The 15,975-nt window shown below is 69.0% G+C and carries 14 protein-coding genes; 9 read left to right on the top strand and 5 right to left on the bottom strand.

The window, feature by feature from the left end:
• Window positions 1–300 precede the first annotated feature (300 nt).
• The 5 genes from ACZ5Z0_RS08410 to ACZ5Z0_RS08390 form a co-directional block, all read right to left on the bottom strand.
• Window positions 301–579: an HPr family phosphocarrier protein gene (locus tag ACZ5Z0_RS08410; protein ID WP_138767728.1), complete on the bottom strand. Its 279-nt coding sequence runs from the start codon at window positions 577–579 to the stop codon at window positions 301–303.
• Between the two features lie 72 nt (window positions 580–651).
• The gene (locus tag ACZ5Z0_RS08405; protein ID WP_464108007.1) at window positions 652–2,733 is read right to left on the bottom strand and encodes a PTS fructose transporter subunit IIABC; all 2,082 of its coding nucleotides are present in this window, start codon (window positions 2,731–2,733) and stop codon (window positions 652–654) included.
• A 2-nt stretch (window positions 2,734–2,735) separates the two neighbouring features.
• Window positions 2,736–3,722, bottom strand: coding sequence for a 1-phosphofructokinase family hexose kinase (locus tag ACZ5Z0_RS08400; RefSeq protein ID WP_464108006.1), 987 nt, complete (start codon window positions 3,720–3,722; stop codon window positions 2,736–2,738).
• Entirely contained in the window at window positions 3,719–4,573 is an 855-nt protein-coding gene (locus tag ACZ5Z0_RS08395; protein WP_464108005.1) for a DeoR/GlpR family DNA-binding transcription regulator, read from the bottom strand. The genes ACZ5Z0_RS08400 and ACZ5Z0_RS08395 overlap by 4 nt, the downstream gene beginning before the upstream one ends.
• A gap of 589 nt (window positions 4,574–5,162) precedes the next feature.
• A complete protein-coding gene (locus ACZ5Z0_RS08390) occupies window positions 5,163–5,426 on the bottom strand; it encodes a DUF6458 family protein (RefSeq protein ID WP_138767724.1) in 264 nt (87 codons plus the stop codon).
• A gap of 285 nt (window positions 5,427–5,711) precedes the next feature.
• Between ACZ5Z0_RS08390 and ACZ5Z0_RS08385 the strand changes: the two genes are divergently transcribed.
• From ACZ5Z0_RS08385 to ACZ5Z0_RS08345, 9 genes are all read left to right on the top strand, one after another.
• Window positions 5,712–6,329 carry an alpha/beta hydrolase gene (locus ACZ5Z0_RS08385; RefSeq protein WP_464108004.1) on the top strand — a complete coding sequence of 206 codons (618 nt, stop codon included), beginning with the start codon at window positions 5,712–5,714 and terminating at the stop codon, window positions 6,327–6,329.
• 201 nt (window positions 6,330–6,530) lie between these two features.
• Window positions 6,531–7,541, top strand: a complete 1,011-nt coding sequence (locus ACZ5Z0_RS08380) for a LacI family DNA-binding transcriptional regulator (RefSeq protein ID WP_464108003.1) — start codon at window positions 6,531–6,533, stop codon at window positions 7,539–7,541.
• A gap of 102 nt (window positions 7,542–7,643) precedes the next feature.
• The gene (locus ACZ5Z0_RS08375; protein ID WP_464108002.1) at window positions 7,644–8,441 is read left to right on the top strand and encodes an HAD family hydrolase; all 798 of its coding nucleotides are present in this window, start codon (window positions 7,644–7,646) and stop codon (window positions 8,439–8,441) included.
• A 50-nt stretch (window positions 8,442–8,491) separates the two neighbouring features.
• Window positions 8,492–10,825: a glycoside hydrolase family 65 protein gene (locus ACZ5Z0_RS08370; protein WP_464108001.1), complete on the top strand. Its 2,334-nt coding sequence runs from the start codon at window positions 8,492–8,494 to the stop codon at window positions 10,823–10,825.
• Between the two features lie 232 nt (window positions 10,826–11,057).
• Window positions 11,058–12,431 (top strand): NAD-dependent succinate-semialdehyde dehydrogenase, encoded by a 1,374-nt coding sequence (locus tag ACZ5Z0_RS08365; protein ID WP_464108000.1) that lies wholly within the window; start codon window positions 11,058–11,060, stop codon window positions 12,429–12,431.
• 116 nt (window positions 12,432–12,547) lie between these two features.
• Complete coding sequence (locus tag ACZ5Z0_RS08360) at window positions 12,548–13,138, top strand: hypothetical protein (RefSeq protein WP_464107999.1); 591 nt, start codon at window positions 12,548–12,550, stop codon at window positions 13,136–13,138.
• Between the two features lie 102 nt (window positions 13,139–13,240).
• Complete coding sequence (locus ACZ5Z0_RS08355; protein WP_464107998.1) at window positions 13,241–14,017, top strand: hypothetical protein; 777 nt, start codon at window positions 13,241–13,243, stop codon at window positions 14,015–14,017.
• Window positions 14,018–14,020: 3 nt separating this feature from the next.
• Window positions 14,021–14,770: a LamB/YcsF family protein gene (locus tag ACZ5Z0_RS08350; RefSeq protein WP_464107997.1), complete on the top strand. Its 750-nt coding sequence runs from the start codon at window positions 14,021–14,023 to the stop codon at window positions 14,768–14,770.
• A gap of 404 nt (window positions 14,771–15,174) precedes the next feature.
• Window positions 15,175–15,975 carry a hypothetical protein gene (locus ACZ5Z0_RS08345; protein ID WP_464107996.1) on the top strand — a complete coding sequence of 267 codons (801 nt, stop codon included), beginning with the start codon at window positions 15,175–15,177 and terminating at the stop codon, window positions 15,973–15,975.

Below are 15,975 nucleotides of genomic sequence, written 5' to 3'. Positions count from 1 at the left end.
GACATGCCCTTCGGGTCGGCCCGCCAATGGACATAGTGCCTATATGTCCATGCGCTGGGGCCAGGAGTGGGCATGTCCCCAGAGGGTTGGCGACGGGAATGGGCATGCCCCAAAGTTGGCGATGAGGAATGGGCATGCCCCCGGTTGGCGATGAGGAATGGGCATGCCCCCGGTTGGCGATGAGGACTGGGCATGTCCCATCGGGGGCGTGAGCCGTGAGGGCGGGGCCTTAACGACGTGCGGCCGCCGGTCCGCCGTCCCTTGGCAGGGGAGGCGGGCCGGCGGCCGCACGGGGTGGTGCTATTCGGCGTCGTGGTCCGTTTCGAGGATCTGGACCAGGCGGTCGAGGGCGGCGTCGGCGCCGTCGCCCTCGGCACGCAACACCACAACCTCGCCGTGCGAGGCGCCCAGGCTCATCAGGGACAGGATGCTGGCGGCGTCCATGGCCTCGTCCTCCGGTTCGCCGAGCCGGGCGATGGTGATTTCGAGATCGAACTCGCCTGCAGCCTCGGCAAAGATGGCGGCCGGCCGGGCATGCAGCCCGACGCGGCTGGCAATGGTGGCGTTACGTTCGGTCATTTCTGCTCCTTGGATTCAGCTTTGGGGATTCAGCTTCGGATAATCGCTGGGGAAGGTCTGTGGTGGACCGGCTCAGACGGTTACGGGAACCGGTTCAACCGTATCAACGGTCTTCTTGACTGCCCAGCGCTTGAGCGCGATCACGGCGAGGGCAGTGACTACCGTGCCAACCGCGATGGACACCACGAACATCAGGAAGTTGTCGATCGCGAAGAAGACGAAGAGGCCACCGTGGGGTGCCTTGGATCCGACGCCGGCCGCCATCGAGATGGCGCCGGTGACCGCTCCGCCCAGCATGCTGGCCGGGATGACGCGCAGCGGGTCGGCTGCGGCGAAGGGGATGGCGCCTTCGGAGATGAAGGAAGCACCCAGCAGCCAGGCCGCCTTGCCGTTTTCACGCTCGGCCAGGCTGAACCGCTGCTTGTCCAGCACCGTCGAGGCGAGGGCCATTGCCAGCGGGGGAACCATGCCGGAAGCCATCACTGCGGCCATGATCTGCCACGGCGCCTGGTTGTCCATGCTCGCGGCGCCGAGGCCGGCGACGGCGAAGGCGTAGGCCACCTTGTTGACCGGTCCGCCGAGGTCGAAGCACATCATCAGGCCCAGGATCACGCCGAGGGCGATGGCGCTGGCCCCGGTGAGGCCGGACAGCCAGCCGTTCAGGCCCTTGGTGATGGCGACGATCGGGCCGCCCAGGATCAGGAACATCAGCCCCGAGGCGACCAGGGAGGCCAGCAGCGGGATGATGACCACCGGCATCAGGCCGCGCAGCCAGCGCGCCACCTGGAGCCTGCCGATCGAGTGGGCGACATAGCCGGCGAGCAGGCCGCCGACGATGCCGCCGAGGAAGCCTGCGCCCATGAAGCCTGCCACGGCGCCGGCGACGAAGCCCGGCGCGATGCCCGGGCGGTCGGCGATGGCGTACGCGATGTAACCGGCCAGGGCCGGAACCAGGAACCCGAGGGACAATGCGCCGATCTTGAACAGCACGGCCCCGAGGTAGGCGCCGAACGGGCCCCAGGCGTTGTCCGGGAACTCGGTGGGCAGGTTGAAGAGGCTGTTCTGCACCACGATTGTGTCTGCGTACTTGGTGATCAGGTAGCCGCCCATCAGGAAGCCGAGGGCGATCAGCAGACCGCCGCCCGCCACGAACGGGATCATGTAGCTGACACCGGTGAGCAGGGCCTTCTTGAGCTTCTGGCCGATGTGCTCACCCTTTTCCTCGGCCTCGTGCTGGGCCTGTTCCTCGGCGCCGAAGTGCGGCACACGCCGGGCGTTGGGGTTGTCGGCCGCGGCGAGGGCCTCCTGGACCATCTTCTCCGGCTCATCGATGCCGCGCTTGACCGGGGCGTTGATGACCGGCTTGCCGGCGAAGCGTTCCTTGCCGCGGACGTCGACGTCGACGGCGAAGATGACGGCATCGGCGGCGGCGATCACGGCCGGGTCCAGGGCCTTCGCGCCGGAGGAACCCTGGGTTTCCACCTGCAGGTCCACGCCGACTTCCTTGGCAGCGGCCACGAGCGAGTCGGCCGCCATGTAGGTGTGGGCGATGCCGGTGGGGCAGGCGGTCACGGCGACCAGGCGCTTGGCGCGGGGAGCGCCGGGCTGCGCTTCCGCCGCGGAGCCGGCGCCGGCCGCGGAGCCGGCGCCGGCAGCGGCGGCTGCGGCGGCTGCCGGTGCGGCGTCCGCGTGGGCTGCGGGCTTGTCCGCGAGGGCGCCCTCGACCAGCTCCACGATCTCGGCCGGCGTGGCGGCGGCGCGCAGGGCGGCGGTGAAGTCCTTTTTGATCAGCGAGCGGGCCAGTTTGGAGAGCAGCTTGAGGTGGTCCTGGTCCGCGCCTTCCGGGGCCGCGATAAAGAAGATCAGGTCCGCCGGGCCGTCCTTGGCGCCGAAATCGACCGGCTGGGACAGCCGCGCCATGGCCAGCGTCGCCTCGGTGACCGCCGTCGAACGGCAGTGCGGGATCGCGATGCCGCCGGGAACGCCGGTGGCGGTCTTGGACTCCCGGGCGAAGGCGTCGGCGAAGAGGCCTTCGACTTCGGTGGCGCGTCCGTTGGCCGCAACTCTGCCTGCCAGGTGCCGGATCACGTCCTCGGGCGAAGTGCCTAGATTCTGGTCGAGCTCGACCAGTTCGGTAGTAATGAGCTGGGTCACTGTCAATCCTTCTTCAGGGCCGTGATGGTTACGGCATCGGGGGTGGTTTGGTGAACTGCCGGGACGGTGGAGCCCGGCAGGGAGGCAGCGGCAGCCCCGTGGGCTACCGCCTGACGCAGGCAATCGGCCGGGGCGGCGCCCTGGCTTGAAGCGAGCAGGTAGCCGGCCAGCGAGGAATCTCCCGCGCCAACCGTGCTGACCGCCTTGACCGGCGGGTGCGTGGCCAGCCACGCGCCGTCGGCCGTCACAAGCACCGCCCCCTTGGAACCGAGGGTGGCGAGTACCGCACCCACTCCGGAACGCACGACGGCGGCCGCGGCGGCCGCGGCAGCCGCCGGATCCGACTCGAGTTCCTCGGCGGACTTGTCCGTGGCGAATCCGGCTGCGGCAGCCAGTTCGGCCAGTTCCTCGGCATTGGGTTTGAGCAGGTCCGGTCGGCCAAGGGCATCCCCGGAGATCGCGGCGGCGAGCGGTTCGCCGGAGGAGTCGACGGCGATGAGGGGTGCCTCGGTGCCGTCGTGCAGGGAACGCAGCCGCCGGGTAGCGGTGGCGTAGAAGTCGGCCGGGACTCCGGGCGGCAGCGAGCCGGCCAGAACGACCCAACTGGCGCCGCGGGACGAATCCAGCAGCAGCCCGATCAGGGCCTCCTGCTGTTCCGCGTTCAGGACCGGGCCGGGTTCGTTGATCTTGGTGGTGACGCCGCCGGGCTCGGTGAGGGCCACGTTGCTGCGCAGCGGCTCGCCGATGGGGAGGGCGGCGAACGGCACGTCACTGTCGCGCAGCCCGGCGAGCACCGGGTCGGCCGCGGCCCCGGGGAGCACCGCGATGGTTTTCAGCCCGGAGGCCACGAGGGCGCGGGAGACGTTGACGCCCTTGCCGCCGGATTCCTGCCGGACGGAAATGGCGCGCTGGACCTCGCCGCGGAGCAGCGGGCCGGGCAGGGCCACGGTGCGGTCCAGGCTGGGGTTGGCCGTGAGAGTGACGATCATACGACCACCACCTCAACTCCGGCTTCCGCGAGGGCCGCGGCGAGGGCCGGGCTGGGGTTCGTATCTGTGATCACGGTGTCCAGATCTTTCAAGGAGGCGAACTGGACCAGCGTTTCCGCGTCCAGTTTGGAGGAATCAGCCAGCACCACAATGCGGCGCGCTGAATGGACGAAGGCGGCCTTGACGGCTGCTTCTTCAGGATCGGGAGTGCTCAGGCCGAAGGCCGCGGAAATGCCGTTGGTGCCGATGAACGCGATGTCGGGCCGGATCCGCCCCGCGGCTTCCACGGTGGACTGCCCGACCGCGGCCTGGGTCAGGCCGCGGACCTTGCCGCCGAGCAAGTGCAGGGCGACGCCGGGTTCGCCGGAGAGCTTCGCGGCGATGGGCAGCGCGTGGGTGATAACGACGAGCTCGGGTTCGCCCGCGGCGCCGGCTGGCCCCGGCGCTCCGCCCGCTGCTGCCGGGCCGGCTCCCGCCGTTCCGGAGCTTCCTCCGGCCGTCCGGGCGGCGAGCATCTCCGCGAGGGCCTCGGTGGTGGAGCCGGCGTCGATCAGGATGCTGCCGGCGCGGCCCTGGGGGATGAGGTCGAGGGCCGCCTTGGCGATCCGGGTCTTCTCGGTCTGCCGCTGCACCGTACGCTCCAGGATGCTTTCTTCCGTGGTGCTGAAGCGCTCCGGCGAGACTGCGCCGCCATGGACCCGGCGGACAGTGCCGGCGATCTCAAGGGCGGCCAGGTCGCGGCGGACGGTTTCGGTGGTGATGCTGAAGCGCTCGGCGAGGTCGGTGACGCTGGCCCGCCCGCTGGCGGCGACGAGCTCCACGATCAGTTGTTGGCGTTCCTCGGCGAACACGTGCCCTCCATTGCGACGATAACTACGGGTACTGCTACTTCGGGTACTGCTACTTCGGGTGCTGCGGATCCCGGATTTTTCGGTGACCCCCATCACATGAAGTGGAATTGATTGACTTTATCTTTGTTCATGTGGCTTTGTCAACGAAAAAACAACACGAACGCAGAACGGGGTAGATGGAGCAGGGTTGGGGACATGTCCGGTCTTCGAATGCGCCGGGGGACATGCCCATTGGTCGGGCCTCGGGGCGGGGGGCATGCCCATTCCCGGCGCCGGGGAGTGGGCACTTCGGGATCATGTCCATTCGTGCCGCCCGGGGATGGGCATGCCCAATCGTGGGGACTACCAGGGGACATGCCCGGTGGTGGAGCTTTGGGGTGAGGGGCATGCCCATTCCTGCCGCCGGGTAGTGGGCACTTCGGGATTATGTCCATTCGTGCCGCCCGGGGATGGGCATGCCCGGACGTTGCGGTGCCCGGCGTGGGGGATGCGGGTTAAACAGCGGACGCCGGGCCCGACCTTTACGGTCCGGCCCGGCGTCCGGGTGGCGTTGCTGGGGCGCATGGCTGCGCCGGGGAGTGTGCGCGGATTAGATGCCGGCGTCGCGGCTTTCGTTGCGGGTGATGGTCTCGCCGGTGTTGGGGTCGACGACGGAGCGTGTTTCGCTGACGCGGCGCGTGCGGCTGCGGCCGGGGGAGGCCAGGATCAGGGACGCGACCAGTCCGATGACTCCGACCACCATGAGGATGTAGCCGATCATGGTCTGGTCGACGTTGGGGATCAGGCCGGGTGCGATGGCCCAGGCCAGGATGGCGCCGATGGCGATAAGGAAGATGGAGGAACCGATTCTCATGACTTGCTCCTTGTTGTCCGGTGGGACCGATAGGTGATGCTAAGCATGCTGTCCAGCGTCACGCTACAGCCCGGTACCTGTCGTTTCAACGATTATGGCCACGCCCCGCCGGAAAATTCGGTGTGTCCGGGGTTAATTTCGCGGCGGTTTCGGATGGCGGCGCCGTTTTCGGACGGGCGCGGCGCGGGTCCGGGGTCCGGCTGCCCGATTCCGGTGCGGCTGTCCGATTCCGCCGCGGAAACCCCCGCGGACCGGGGAAGGGCACCGGCTGGCTAGGCTGTCCCCATGGAAACTGTCGTCTGGTCGAGGCCGGAGCCCGAGCGCGCCGGCACGCCGCTGCTGGTGATGCTGCACGGCTACGGCACGGACGAGACCCGGATGGCGGAACTCTTCCCCAGCCTGCCGCCCGAGTTCACCTGCGCCGCCCTGCGCGGGCCGAAGGTGATCGGCGACGACTACGGCTGGTTCCTGCTGGACTACTTCCTCACCCACGACTTCGCGGACGTCATCACCGCCACCAACTCGGTCTTCGCCTGGATCGACTCGGTCAAGGCCAACCACAGCAGCGTCAGCCTGCTCGGCTACTCCCAGGGCATGGCCATGGCAAGCACCCTGCTGCGGCTCCGGCCGGAGGCGTTCCGCGCCGTCGTCGGGCTGTCCGGTTTTGTCCTGGACAACGAGCTGCTGGCCATGAGCGAGTCCTTCACCGCCCGGCCGCCGTTCTTCTGGGGGCGGGACAAAGCGGACCCCGTGATCAACGACGACGCCACCGCGCACACCGAGGAGTGGCTGCAGCGCCATACCCAGCTCACGGCGCGCAGCTACCCGGGGATGGGCCACTCGGTCTCAGCGGCGGAACTCGTGGACGTCGGCGCGTTCCTGCGCCACTACGTGCTGCGCTGAGGCGGGACCCTGAGGCGGGACCCTGAGCCGGGACGCTGCGCCGGACTCTGCGCCGTCGGATATTTCTACTCGATGGAAATCCGCCGCCACTTGCGCGCTCAATTTATAAGCGTTTACAGTTTACTTTGGCCATTTTGATCGGCCCACTACTGCAGGGGGAAGAAAGGTCCAGGCCCGTGTCGCATGACTAAGGCTCCGCGCGTGACAATCCAAGACGTCGCCGCCCTTTCCGGGCTCTCCATCTGCACCGTCTCCCGGGCGCTCCGGCACCTCCCCAACGTATCCGAAAAGGCCCAAGCCACAGTCACCGATGCGGCTGCCAAGCTCGGCTACAAGGCGTCCTCCGCAGCCGCCCGGCTGGCCGGGGGAACCACCGGCTCCGTGGCCATCATTGTCCCCACCGCGACCGCCTGGTACTTCGCCCAGGCCGTCGAGGCCGCGGAGGAAGTACTCGCCGACAGCGGCTACGATACCGTGCTGATCAGCCTGCGGAACCGGCCCAGCGTGCAACGCAAACTCTTCGGCGACCTCGCCGGGCTGGCCCAGCGGGTGGACGGGATCCTGCTGCTGAACGTCGCCCTCGACGACGCGGAAGTGGCCGCCGTCGAGGCCTCCGGCCTGGCCGTCGCGAGCGTGGGGATGCACGGCGTCCCGTGGGACAACGTGGGCATCGACAATGTGGAGGCCGCGCGCCAGGCCACCGGCCACCTGCTCGGCCTCGGCCACTGGGACGTGGCGATGCTGGCCGGACTGGAGCCGGAGGGGCGTTCCGTGGTCACCGCGGAGGCGCGGAGGAGCGGCTTCGAACTGGCCCTGGCCGAGCACGAGCTGACCGTCGATCCGGACCTGGTGCTCGACGCCGGATCCAGCATCGAGGGCGGCCGCCGGGCCATGACGGAGCTGATCGAGAACCGCCGGATGCCGTCCGCCGTGTTCACCGGCTGCGACGAAACCGCCTTCGGTGCACTGATGGCATTGCGGGATCTCGGTTTGGCGGCGCCCAAGAACGTCTCCATCATAGGAATCGATGATCATCAGATGAGCTGGTTCCTCGGGCTGACCACCATCGCCCAGCCCGTGGCGGACCAGGGCGCGTTCGCCGCCAACCTGCTGATCGAGAGGCTCCACCACCCGGGGCTTCCAAATCCCCCCGCCGCCCACCTGCTGGAGACCAAGCTGGTGGAGCGCCGGAGCACCCGCCGCCGACGCTGATGCCGGCCAACGCCCGCGGCAGCCGCCACCCCGGTGCGACGTAGCCCGGCCCCTCACTTTTCCGAGACTTTCCATGCCACCGTCTGAAAGGACAATCGCTTCATGACTGAGATTTCCAACGGCGCTGAGACTTCGAGCAGCACCGAGATTTCCACCGTCGCCGAGACTTCCACCAGCCACGGCCCGGCCGGCGTCCTCGACGGCGCTTCCGCGATCCTCTTTGACCTCGACGGCGTCCTGACCCCCACCGCGGTGGTGCACGAACGCGCCTGGCAGGAACTCTTCGACGGGTTCCTGAAGAGTGTGCCGGAGGCGCCGGGCTACCGCGAGAGCGACTACTTCGACCACATCGACGGCAAGCCCCGGTTCGACGGCGTCCGCGACTTCCTGGCTTCCCGGAACATTGTGCTGCCCGAGGGTCCGGCCGACGACGATCCGGCCAACGACACCGTGCACGGCCTCGGCAACCGCAAGAACAAGGTCTTCAACGACATCGTGGCGGCCGGCGGCGTGACACCCTACGAGGGTTCGGTCCGTTTCATCGAAGCCGCACTGGAGCGCGGACTGAAGGTCGCCGTGGTCTCCTCCTCACGCAACGCCGTCCCGGTGCTTAAGGCCGCCGGGCTCTCGGATTATTTCCCGGTGGTGGTTGACGGCGTCGTCGCGGCTTCCGAAGGCCTGCCGGGCAAGCCGAGCCCTGCCACGTACGAATACGCCGCACGGCTGCTGGGCCTGCCCAGCGAAGAATGCGTCGTCGTCGAAGATGCCGTCTCCGGTGTCCAGGCTGGAAGCGCGGGGAGCTTCCACTCGGTCATCGGCGTCGATCGCGGAGCGGGCCGGAAGACCCTGCTCGACGCGGGCGCCACGATCGTGGTCGGCGATCTGGCCGACCTGCTCTAACCGGCCGCCACCCCTCACCCGTTCAACCGCCACCGCTGAAGGACCCCACCATGGCTCTCATCACCTCGGACCGCGCCAGGTTCCCCAATGACCCCTGGCAACTTGTGGAGACCGTCCACCTGCCGGGCAACGCCGGAACGCTGGAGACACTCTTCAGCCTCGGAAACGGCCACCTCGGTATCCGGGGCGCCCACTGGGCAGCCGCCGACGCGGAACTCCCGGGCAGCTTCATCAACGGCTTCCACGAGATCTGGGACATCAAGCACGCGGAAAACGCGTACGGCTTCGCCCGCACCGGCCAGCGCATCCTCTACGTTCCGGATGCCAACAACTTCGTTGTCATTATCGACGGCGAGATGCTCAGCCTTGAGGAATCCACGGTCCTGGACTACCGGCGGAGCGTGGACTTCGCCACCGGCGTCTACGAGTGCCGGATCGTCTGGCAGTGCCGCTCCGGGGCCACCGTGACCACCACGGAACGCCGCGCTGTGGGATACCAGGCCCGCGGTGCCCTCGGCATCTCGCTGGAAGTCGCGGCGGACCGCGAGATCTCCGCGGACGTCACGTCCGCGGTCGTCAACCGCCAGGACCAGCCGGTGGAGGACCACTCGGCCCACGACCCGCGGCGCGCCGGCCGCCACGCCGGGCGTGTGCTGCTCCCGGTACGGCTCGACGGCGGCGACGGCTCGCTGCGGCTCTCCTGGGAGGCCGCCGAATCCAAGCAGCGGCTCGGCATGGCCGTGGACCACTGGACCAACGCCGGCGTGCAGCCGTTCGACACCCAGGTGGACGAGGACGACAGCAGCGTCCGCTACGTCCTCGCGGTCAGCCCCGACGCCCCGTTCGTGCTGGAAAAAAGCGTCAGCTACGCGGTGGGGCGGGCCGCGGACGAGGACCTCGCCGACACCGCTGAGTCCGCCCTGTTGTCCGTGGCCGAGATCTTTGCCCAGAGCGCGGCGCACTACCGCGACTACTGGACCACCAGCGACATCGTCGTCGGCGGCCAGGAGGAACTGCAGCAGGCCATCCGCTGGAACCTTTTCCAGCTGGCGCAGGCCACGGCGTGCGCCGACGTGGCCGGCATCCCGGCCAAGGGCGTGTCCGGCTCCGGCTACGACGGGCACTACTTCTGGGACCAGGAGGTGTACCTGCTGCCCTACCTGACCTACACCAACCCGGGTAACGCCCGCCAGGTCCTGGAGTTCCGCCACGACCTGCTGCCCGAGGCCCGGATCCGCGCCAAGGAGCTCAGCGTCGACGGCGCCCTGTTCCCCTGGCGCACCATCAACGGCCTGGAGGCCAGCGCCTACTACGCCGCCGGCACCGCGCAGTTCCACATCGCCGCCGCGATCGCCTTCGCCACGAACCGTTACATCTGGGCCAGCGGCGACACGGAGTTCAAGGAGACCCTCGGCTCCGATCTGCTGATCGAGACGGCACGGATGTGGGCCTCGCTGGGCTTCTTCGGCAAGGACGGGCTGTTCCACATCCACGGGGTCACCGGCCCGGACGAGTACACCGCCGTCGTCAACGACAACCTCTACACCAACGTCATGGCCCGGTTTAATCTGCGTGCCGCCGCAGCGCTGGACCATCCGGGGATCGACGACGCCGAGCGGGAGTTCTGGGAGCAAGCCGCGAACCGGATGCAGCTGCCCTACGACGAGGACCTGCAGGTCTACTCGCAGGACAACGACTTCATGACCCTGGAGCCATGGGACTGGGACACGCCGCGGTCCAAGTACCCGCTGCTGCTGAACTTCCACCCGCTGGTGATCTATCGGCACCAGGTGCTCAAACAGGCGGACACCGTCCTGGCGATGTTCCTCCAGTGGCAGGACTTCACTGCGGAGGAAAAGCGCCGCGCCTTCGACTTCTACGACCCCATCACCACCGGGGACTCCACCCTCTCCGCGTGTGTGCAGGGCATCATGGCGGCCGAGGTAGGCCACGGGGAGGCCGCGCTGGAGCACTTCATCCATGCCCTCTACATCGACCTTGACGACACCCACGGCAACACGATCGACGGTGTGCACATCGCCTCCACGGGCGGGGTCTGGAGCTCGCTGGTCAGCGGCTTCGCCGGCCTGCGGGACCAGGGCGACGTGCCGCACTTCGATCCGCGGCTGCCTGCCGACTGGGACGCCCTGGACTTCCACCTGAAACTGCGGGGCGGGCTGCTGCACGTCGAACTTGACCATACCCAGCTCCGGCTGACGGTCCCGGACGGGGCGCCGCTGGAAGTCGACGTGCGCGGGGAGCGGTTCACGGTCGGCAGCGAACCGGTGACCGTGCCGTTGCATGCCGTCGTGAGCCCGGAGCCCACGGTCTTCCCGGGTGGTCCGCCGACGGCGTCGATCCCGGTGGTGCGCGCCGTCAACTAGGGCCATCGGTCAGCGGGTCGCCGGCCGTCCCCGGGTCCGGGACGGCTTCGGCCGCGGCAGGATGGAATACGCCGGGGGGTGCCCCGGTTGGCGCCTAAGGGACCGGTTCTGCTCTTGCGATCAGGCCGGCCCTCGCAATGGGCGGGAACCGCCGCCGGCGCCCTACCCGGCGCCACCCGCGGTCCCGCGCCCGAACCGGCTCAAACCAGCCAGAAACGGAGATGGTGGACCCATGACTGCCTACAAGACAGTGAACCCCGCGACCGGAGAGACGGAAAAGGAATTTCCGCTTGCTACCAAGGAAGAGGTCGAGACGGCGCTCGCCGCCGCGCAGCAAGCATTCCTCGAGTGGCGCAAGGCGCCCGTGGGGGAGCGAACCAAGGTCATCGCCCGGGTCGCCGAGCTGTACCGGGAGCGCCAGGATGAACTGGCGCGCCTGATTGCCAAGGAGATGGGCAAGCCCGTGGTGGAGGCCCGCGGCGAGGTCAAGCTGGTCGCCTCGATTTACGACTACTACGCCACCGAGGGCCCGGAATTCCTCAAGGACGAGCCGCTGGAGGTCAAGGGCGGCGGCACCGCCGTCGTCCGCTCGGCCCCGGTCGGCCCCCTGCTGGGCATCATGCCGTGGAACTACCCCTACTACCAGGTGGCCCGCTTCGCCGCGCCCAACCTGGTACTGGGCAACACCATCCTGCTCAAGCACGCCGGCAGCTGCCCGCAGTCGGCGCTGGCCATCGAGGCGATCTTCCACGACGCCGGCCTGCCGAAGGGCGCCTACACTAACGTCTTCCTGGACAACGACCAGGTGGCGGAGATCATCGCGGACTCCCGCGTCCAGGGCGTCTCCCTGACCGGCAGCGAGCGGGCTGGTGCGGCCGTGGCCGAGGCCGCCGGGCGCAACCTTAAGAAGTACGTCCTGGAACTCGGCGGCAGCGACCCCTTCATCGTGCTCGACTCCGATGACCTGGACGCCACGGTCAAGGCCGCCGTAGGGGGCCGGATGGGCAACGCCGGTCAGGCTTGCACCGCGTCCAAGCGGTTCATCGTCCTGGAAGACCTCTACGAGCCGTTCGTGGAGAAGTTCACCGAGCGGATGGCCAGGATCAAGCCCGGCGATCCGCAGCAGGAGGACACCCGGTTCGGTCCGCTGTCCTCGCAGAGCGCCGCGGACGGGCTGATCGAGCAGATCCAGGACGCCGTGGACAAGGGCGCCACTCTGCGCACGGGCGGCCACAAGGTGGACGGACCCGGCGCCTACGTGGAGCCCACCGTCCTCACCGACGTCACCCCGGAGATGCGCGCCTTCTCCGAGGAGCTGTTCGGGCCCGCGGCCGTCATCTACAAGGTGGCCAGCGTGGAGGAAGCAATCGACCTGGCCAACGGCTCGCCCTACGGCCTGGGCGGCTCGGTGTTCAGCGCCGACCCCGGGAAGGCCCAGGAAGTTGCCGACCAGTTGGACACCGGCATGGTGTTCATCAACTCGGTCGCCCAGACCCAGGCTGACATGCCCTTCGGCGGCGTCAAGCGCTCCGGCGTGGGGCGTGAGCTGGGCCGGTTCGGGATGGACGAGTTTGTGAACAAGAAGCTGATCCGCACCCCGCGCTAAGCGGCGGTCCCCAGGCGCGGACCGGCTTTTAGCCGGACAACCCAGCGAGGACACGGCCGCGGCCGGAAGCAACGACCTTCCGGCTGCGGCCGTTGCCGTCCCGTTAGGCTCCTTTCATGGAGAAAACGGCCACCGCAGCGGTGCGGCGCAGCCTGGCATTTGTGGGAATCAACGTGGGCCTGGCGCTGCACCCCGCGGACGCCGGCGGAACCCAGGTTCCCGGTGAGCCGGCCAGCTGCTTCGCCACCTTCTGGCAGGCCGACTGGTCCCGCTGGGGTGCGGGCAGCGCCCTGCTCGTGGCCACCCTGCAGGGCTGGCGGAGCTACGGCCCCAACGAAGTCCTCGCCGAAACCCTGGCCGCCGAGCTCACCCGCCATTTCCCCGAGGCGGCCCGGTTCCCGCTGACCGGCGTCGGGCACACCCACGACGAGTTCACGGTAGAAGTGGACCCGGCGACCGGGTTCCGTGCCACCGGCCACAAGGCGGAACTGGCCGTCAACGGAGTCCTGGACCGGCGGCAGTTCACCGCCCCGAACTTCCAGCTCGGCGAAGGGAGCGCCGCCCTCAGCAACGTCTACCTGCCCTGCAGCTCCGGCCGGCTCAGTGAATTCGGGGTGGAATGGCCGGGCACGCCCGCGGTCTACCCGGGCCCGCTGGGGCCGTCCTCCTCCGCCTTCGTCGCCCTCGCCGAGTCCTGGGTGCTCTAGCCGCCGCCGATGTGCCGGGGGTGCCGGAGCGGCCGGACGGCCCGTGGCCTAGTGTTAAGGCTGGAAGAAGTTCAGCACCCTTAGGTTTACGGAGAGGCGACGATGGCCCAGCGCAGCAACCCGGCAATGAAGATTGCCCAGAAAACCGCCCACAACGCAATGTTCGACGCCGACGGCAAGCCCAAGGCAGGCGTCCACAACATGCTCCTGCGCGCGGTGGAGATCCAGCGCCCGCTGGTGCTGGCCAACCTGCGGCGGCTGCAGCGCAAACACCCGCACGCCTCCGCGGCGCAGCTGGCCGCCATCCTGGAACGCAACTACCTGGCCGCCGTGACCGGCGGCGGCGCCCTCGTCGGCGGATCGGCCGTCATCCCCGGCGTCGGCACCGTGGCCGCCCTGGGACTCTCCGCCGCCGCGACGGTCGGATTCCTGGAAGCCACCGCCCTGTACGCAACCTCTCTGGCGGAGCTCCACGGCGTACGCATGGTGGACCCGGAGAAGGCGAGCACCCTGGTCATGGCAATCATGCTCGGCGAGGAAGGCACCGCGCTGCTGAGCTCCCTGAGCGGCCAGGCGGCCGGCCAGGGCAGGGGCCCCACCCAGGCCTGGGGGACGCTGTTCGCGCGCCGCGCGCCGCTGATCGGCTTTGGTTCCGTGCGGCAGCGGATCCAGCGGGCCTTCCTGCGGAACCTGCTCAAGCGCCAGGGCACCGCGCTGCTGGGCCGGGCGCTGCCGTTCGGCGTCGGTGCCGTGGTGGGCGGCGTCGGCAACCGGATGATGGGGCGTGCCGTGATCGGGAATGCCAAGGAGGCCTTCGGCCCCATGCCGCAGACCATCCCCGGCGAGCTGATGGCCGCTGTCCCCGAAGCGGAAGGCTGACCCGTGGACCTGAACGCTGATCTCGGGGAGTCCTTCGGCTCCTGGACCATGGGCGACGACGCGGCGATGTTCCGGCTGGTCACGAGCGCCAGCGTGGCCTGCGGACTGCACGCCGGGGACCCCGTCACCATGCTGGACACCTGCCGCGCGGCCTATGAGCTCGACGTCAGGGTGGGCGCCCACCTGGGCTACCCGGACCTGGCCGGCTTCGGCCTCCGCGCCATGGACATGACCTTCGACGACCTGTTCGGGGCCGTCCTCTACCAGCTCGGCGCGCTCGACGGCGTGGCCCATGCGGTGGGCGCCTCGGTGGACTACGTCAAGGTGCACGGCGGCCTCTATGACCGCACCATCCACGACGCCGAACAGGCTTCCGCCGTGGTCGCCGCCATCCAGGCCTACGATCCCGGGCTGCCGATCCTGGGCCTTGAGCATTCCGCCCTGCTCGGAATCGCCCGGGACGCAGGCAACCCCGTGTTCCATGAAGCCTTCGCCGACCGCGCCTACCTCCCGGACGGCACCCTCGTGCCGCGGCTGGAGGAGGAATCGGTGATCGAGGACCCGGAGGAGATCGTCGAGAGGGCGCTCCGACTGGCCCTCAAGGGCGAAGTCCTGGCGGTTGACGGCACCGTCGTCACGCTCACACCGCATTCCCTCTGCCTGCACGGCGACACCCCTGGCTCGGTGTCGGTAGCCGCCGCCGTCCGCGCCGCGCTGGAACAGGCCGGTGTCGAACTGGAGCCCTTCGCCTAGTCAGAGCGCAAACGGGCACTTGAGGCTCCGGGGGCCGGTCGGCCCTGTTGCTGCAACCCGCTTGTCCCTAGCGTTGGTGCCATCGGAGCAGCCCTCGAACAGGCGGGGGCGGTTTCCGCCGACTGGGGGAGACCATGCGCGTTCATCGGATCCGGGCTTCTCGACAGCGTTTGGCGCTTTGCGCGGCACTGGCGCTTCTCCTCGGCGCCTGTGCACCGGGGAGTTCGACGCCGTCCGCCGGGCCGCCATCGTCCGGTTCGGGCAATCCGGCCTGCGACCTGATCACACCGCAGATTGCCGCCAAGGTGGATCCGAGCTTCGGAGGCACGGGGCAGAACCAGGCAGCCAGGCCTCCGGGGAGCCCGGCCTACCTGTGCAGCTACATCAGCAAATCGGACCAGGGCATGAACGCCCTGACCGTGTCCTTGACCTCGCCCGCGTCGGCGGCCGAGATCGCCGAGGCGAACAAGACCCCGGACTGCTCGCCCGTGGCGGGCATTGGCGACTTCGCGTGCTTCCAATGGACGGGCTGGTTCCGCGGCGAGGCCGGCGGGGCGTCGGCCAACACCGTTCTCAAGGCGGTCCGCGGCAACGAGTCACTGGACCTGCGCGTCGTGGCCACCCCGCCCATAGCGTCGGGGATCCCCGTCCCGGATGGCAACGCCACGGCCCGTGCGCTCGCCCAGGCCGCCGTCGAGGCAGGTTGGGGCAACGGGAGCGCGCTCAGTGTCCCGTCCGCGCCGCCCGTCGGCCCGCAAGCCACCACCGACAACCCCGTGTGCGCCCTGGTCAGCGCCGAAGCGCTCAAGCGGGCGTTCGACGCGACAACCCAGGCGCAGGTCCTCCCGGGCGAGGGCAACTGCCGGCACACGTTCGGCGCGTTGGGAACCCCCGGACCGGACTCGCTGGTCTTCTCCATCGAATTCCACCAGGGCGGGGCTTCCTGGCTGTCGCGGCCGGTGCCGGACGGCCAGAACGTCGACAGTGTCGGAGACCGGGCGATCCTCATTGTCCGGACGGAGCCCGGCGGACCGAAGGCCCTCCGGCCGCCCAGCGATGTTCCGGTCACGGTCATGTCCCTTATGGTGGCCCGCGGCCAAAACATGGCCATCTTCACCGCGCAGATCCTGATCTCCCCAACCGGTCCCACCGCCGAACAGACCAAGAACCAGTTCATTACTCTCGTCAAGGGGATCGACTTCTGA

The sequence above is a fragment of the Arthrobacter sp. T2-23 genome (genome assembly GCF_055398325.1).
Note: the sequence above shows the minus strand (reverse complement) of the source record. Positions and strands in the feature narration are given on the sequence as shown.

Coding starts and splice junctions, on each gene's coding strand:
- ACZ5Z0_RS08385 (WP_464108004.1), top strand. CDS start 5,712: ATGGAAACTGTCGTCTGGTCGAGGCCGGAGCCCGAGCGCGCCGGCACG.
- ACZ5Z0_RS08365 (WP_464108000.1), top strand. CDS start 11,058: ATGACTGCCTACAAGACAGTGAACCCCGCGACCGGAGAGACGGAAAAG.
- ACZ5Z0_RS08390 (WP_138767724.1), bottom strand. CDS start 5,426: ATGAGAATCGGTTCCTCCATCTTCCTTATCGCCATCGGCGCCATCCTG.
- ACZ5Z0_RS08345 (WP_464107996.1), top strand. CDS start 15,175: ATGAACGCCCTGACCGTGTCCTTGACCTCGCCCGCGTCGGCGGCCGAG.
- ACZ5Z0_RS08375 (WP_464108002.1), top strand. CDS start 7,644: ATGACTGAGATTTCCAACGGCGCTGAGACTTCGAGCAGCACCGAGATT.
- ACZ5Z0_RS08355 (WP_464107998.1), top strand. CDS start 13,241: ATGGCCCAGCGCAGCAACCCGGCAATGAAGATTGCCCAGAAAACCGCC.
- ACZ5Z0_RS08410 (WP_138767728.1), bottom strand. CDS start 579: ATGACCGAACGTAACGCCACCATTGCCAGCCGCGTCGGGCTGCATGCC.
- ACZ5Z0_RS08360 (WP_464107999.1), top strand. CDS start 12,548: ATGGAGAAAACGGCCACCGCAGCGGTGCGGCGCAGCCTGGCATTTGTG.
- ACZ5Z0_RS08400 (WP_464108006.1), bottom strand. CDS start 3,722: ATGATCGTCACTCTCACGGCCAACCCCAGCCTGGACCGCACCGTGGCC.
- ACZ5Z0_RS08370 (WP_464108001.1), top strand. CDS start 8,492: ATGGCTCTCATCACCTCGGACCGCGCCAGGTTCCCCAATGACCCCTGG.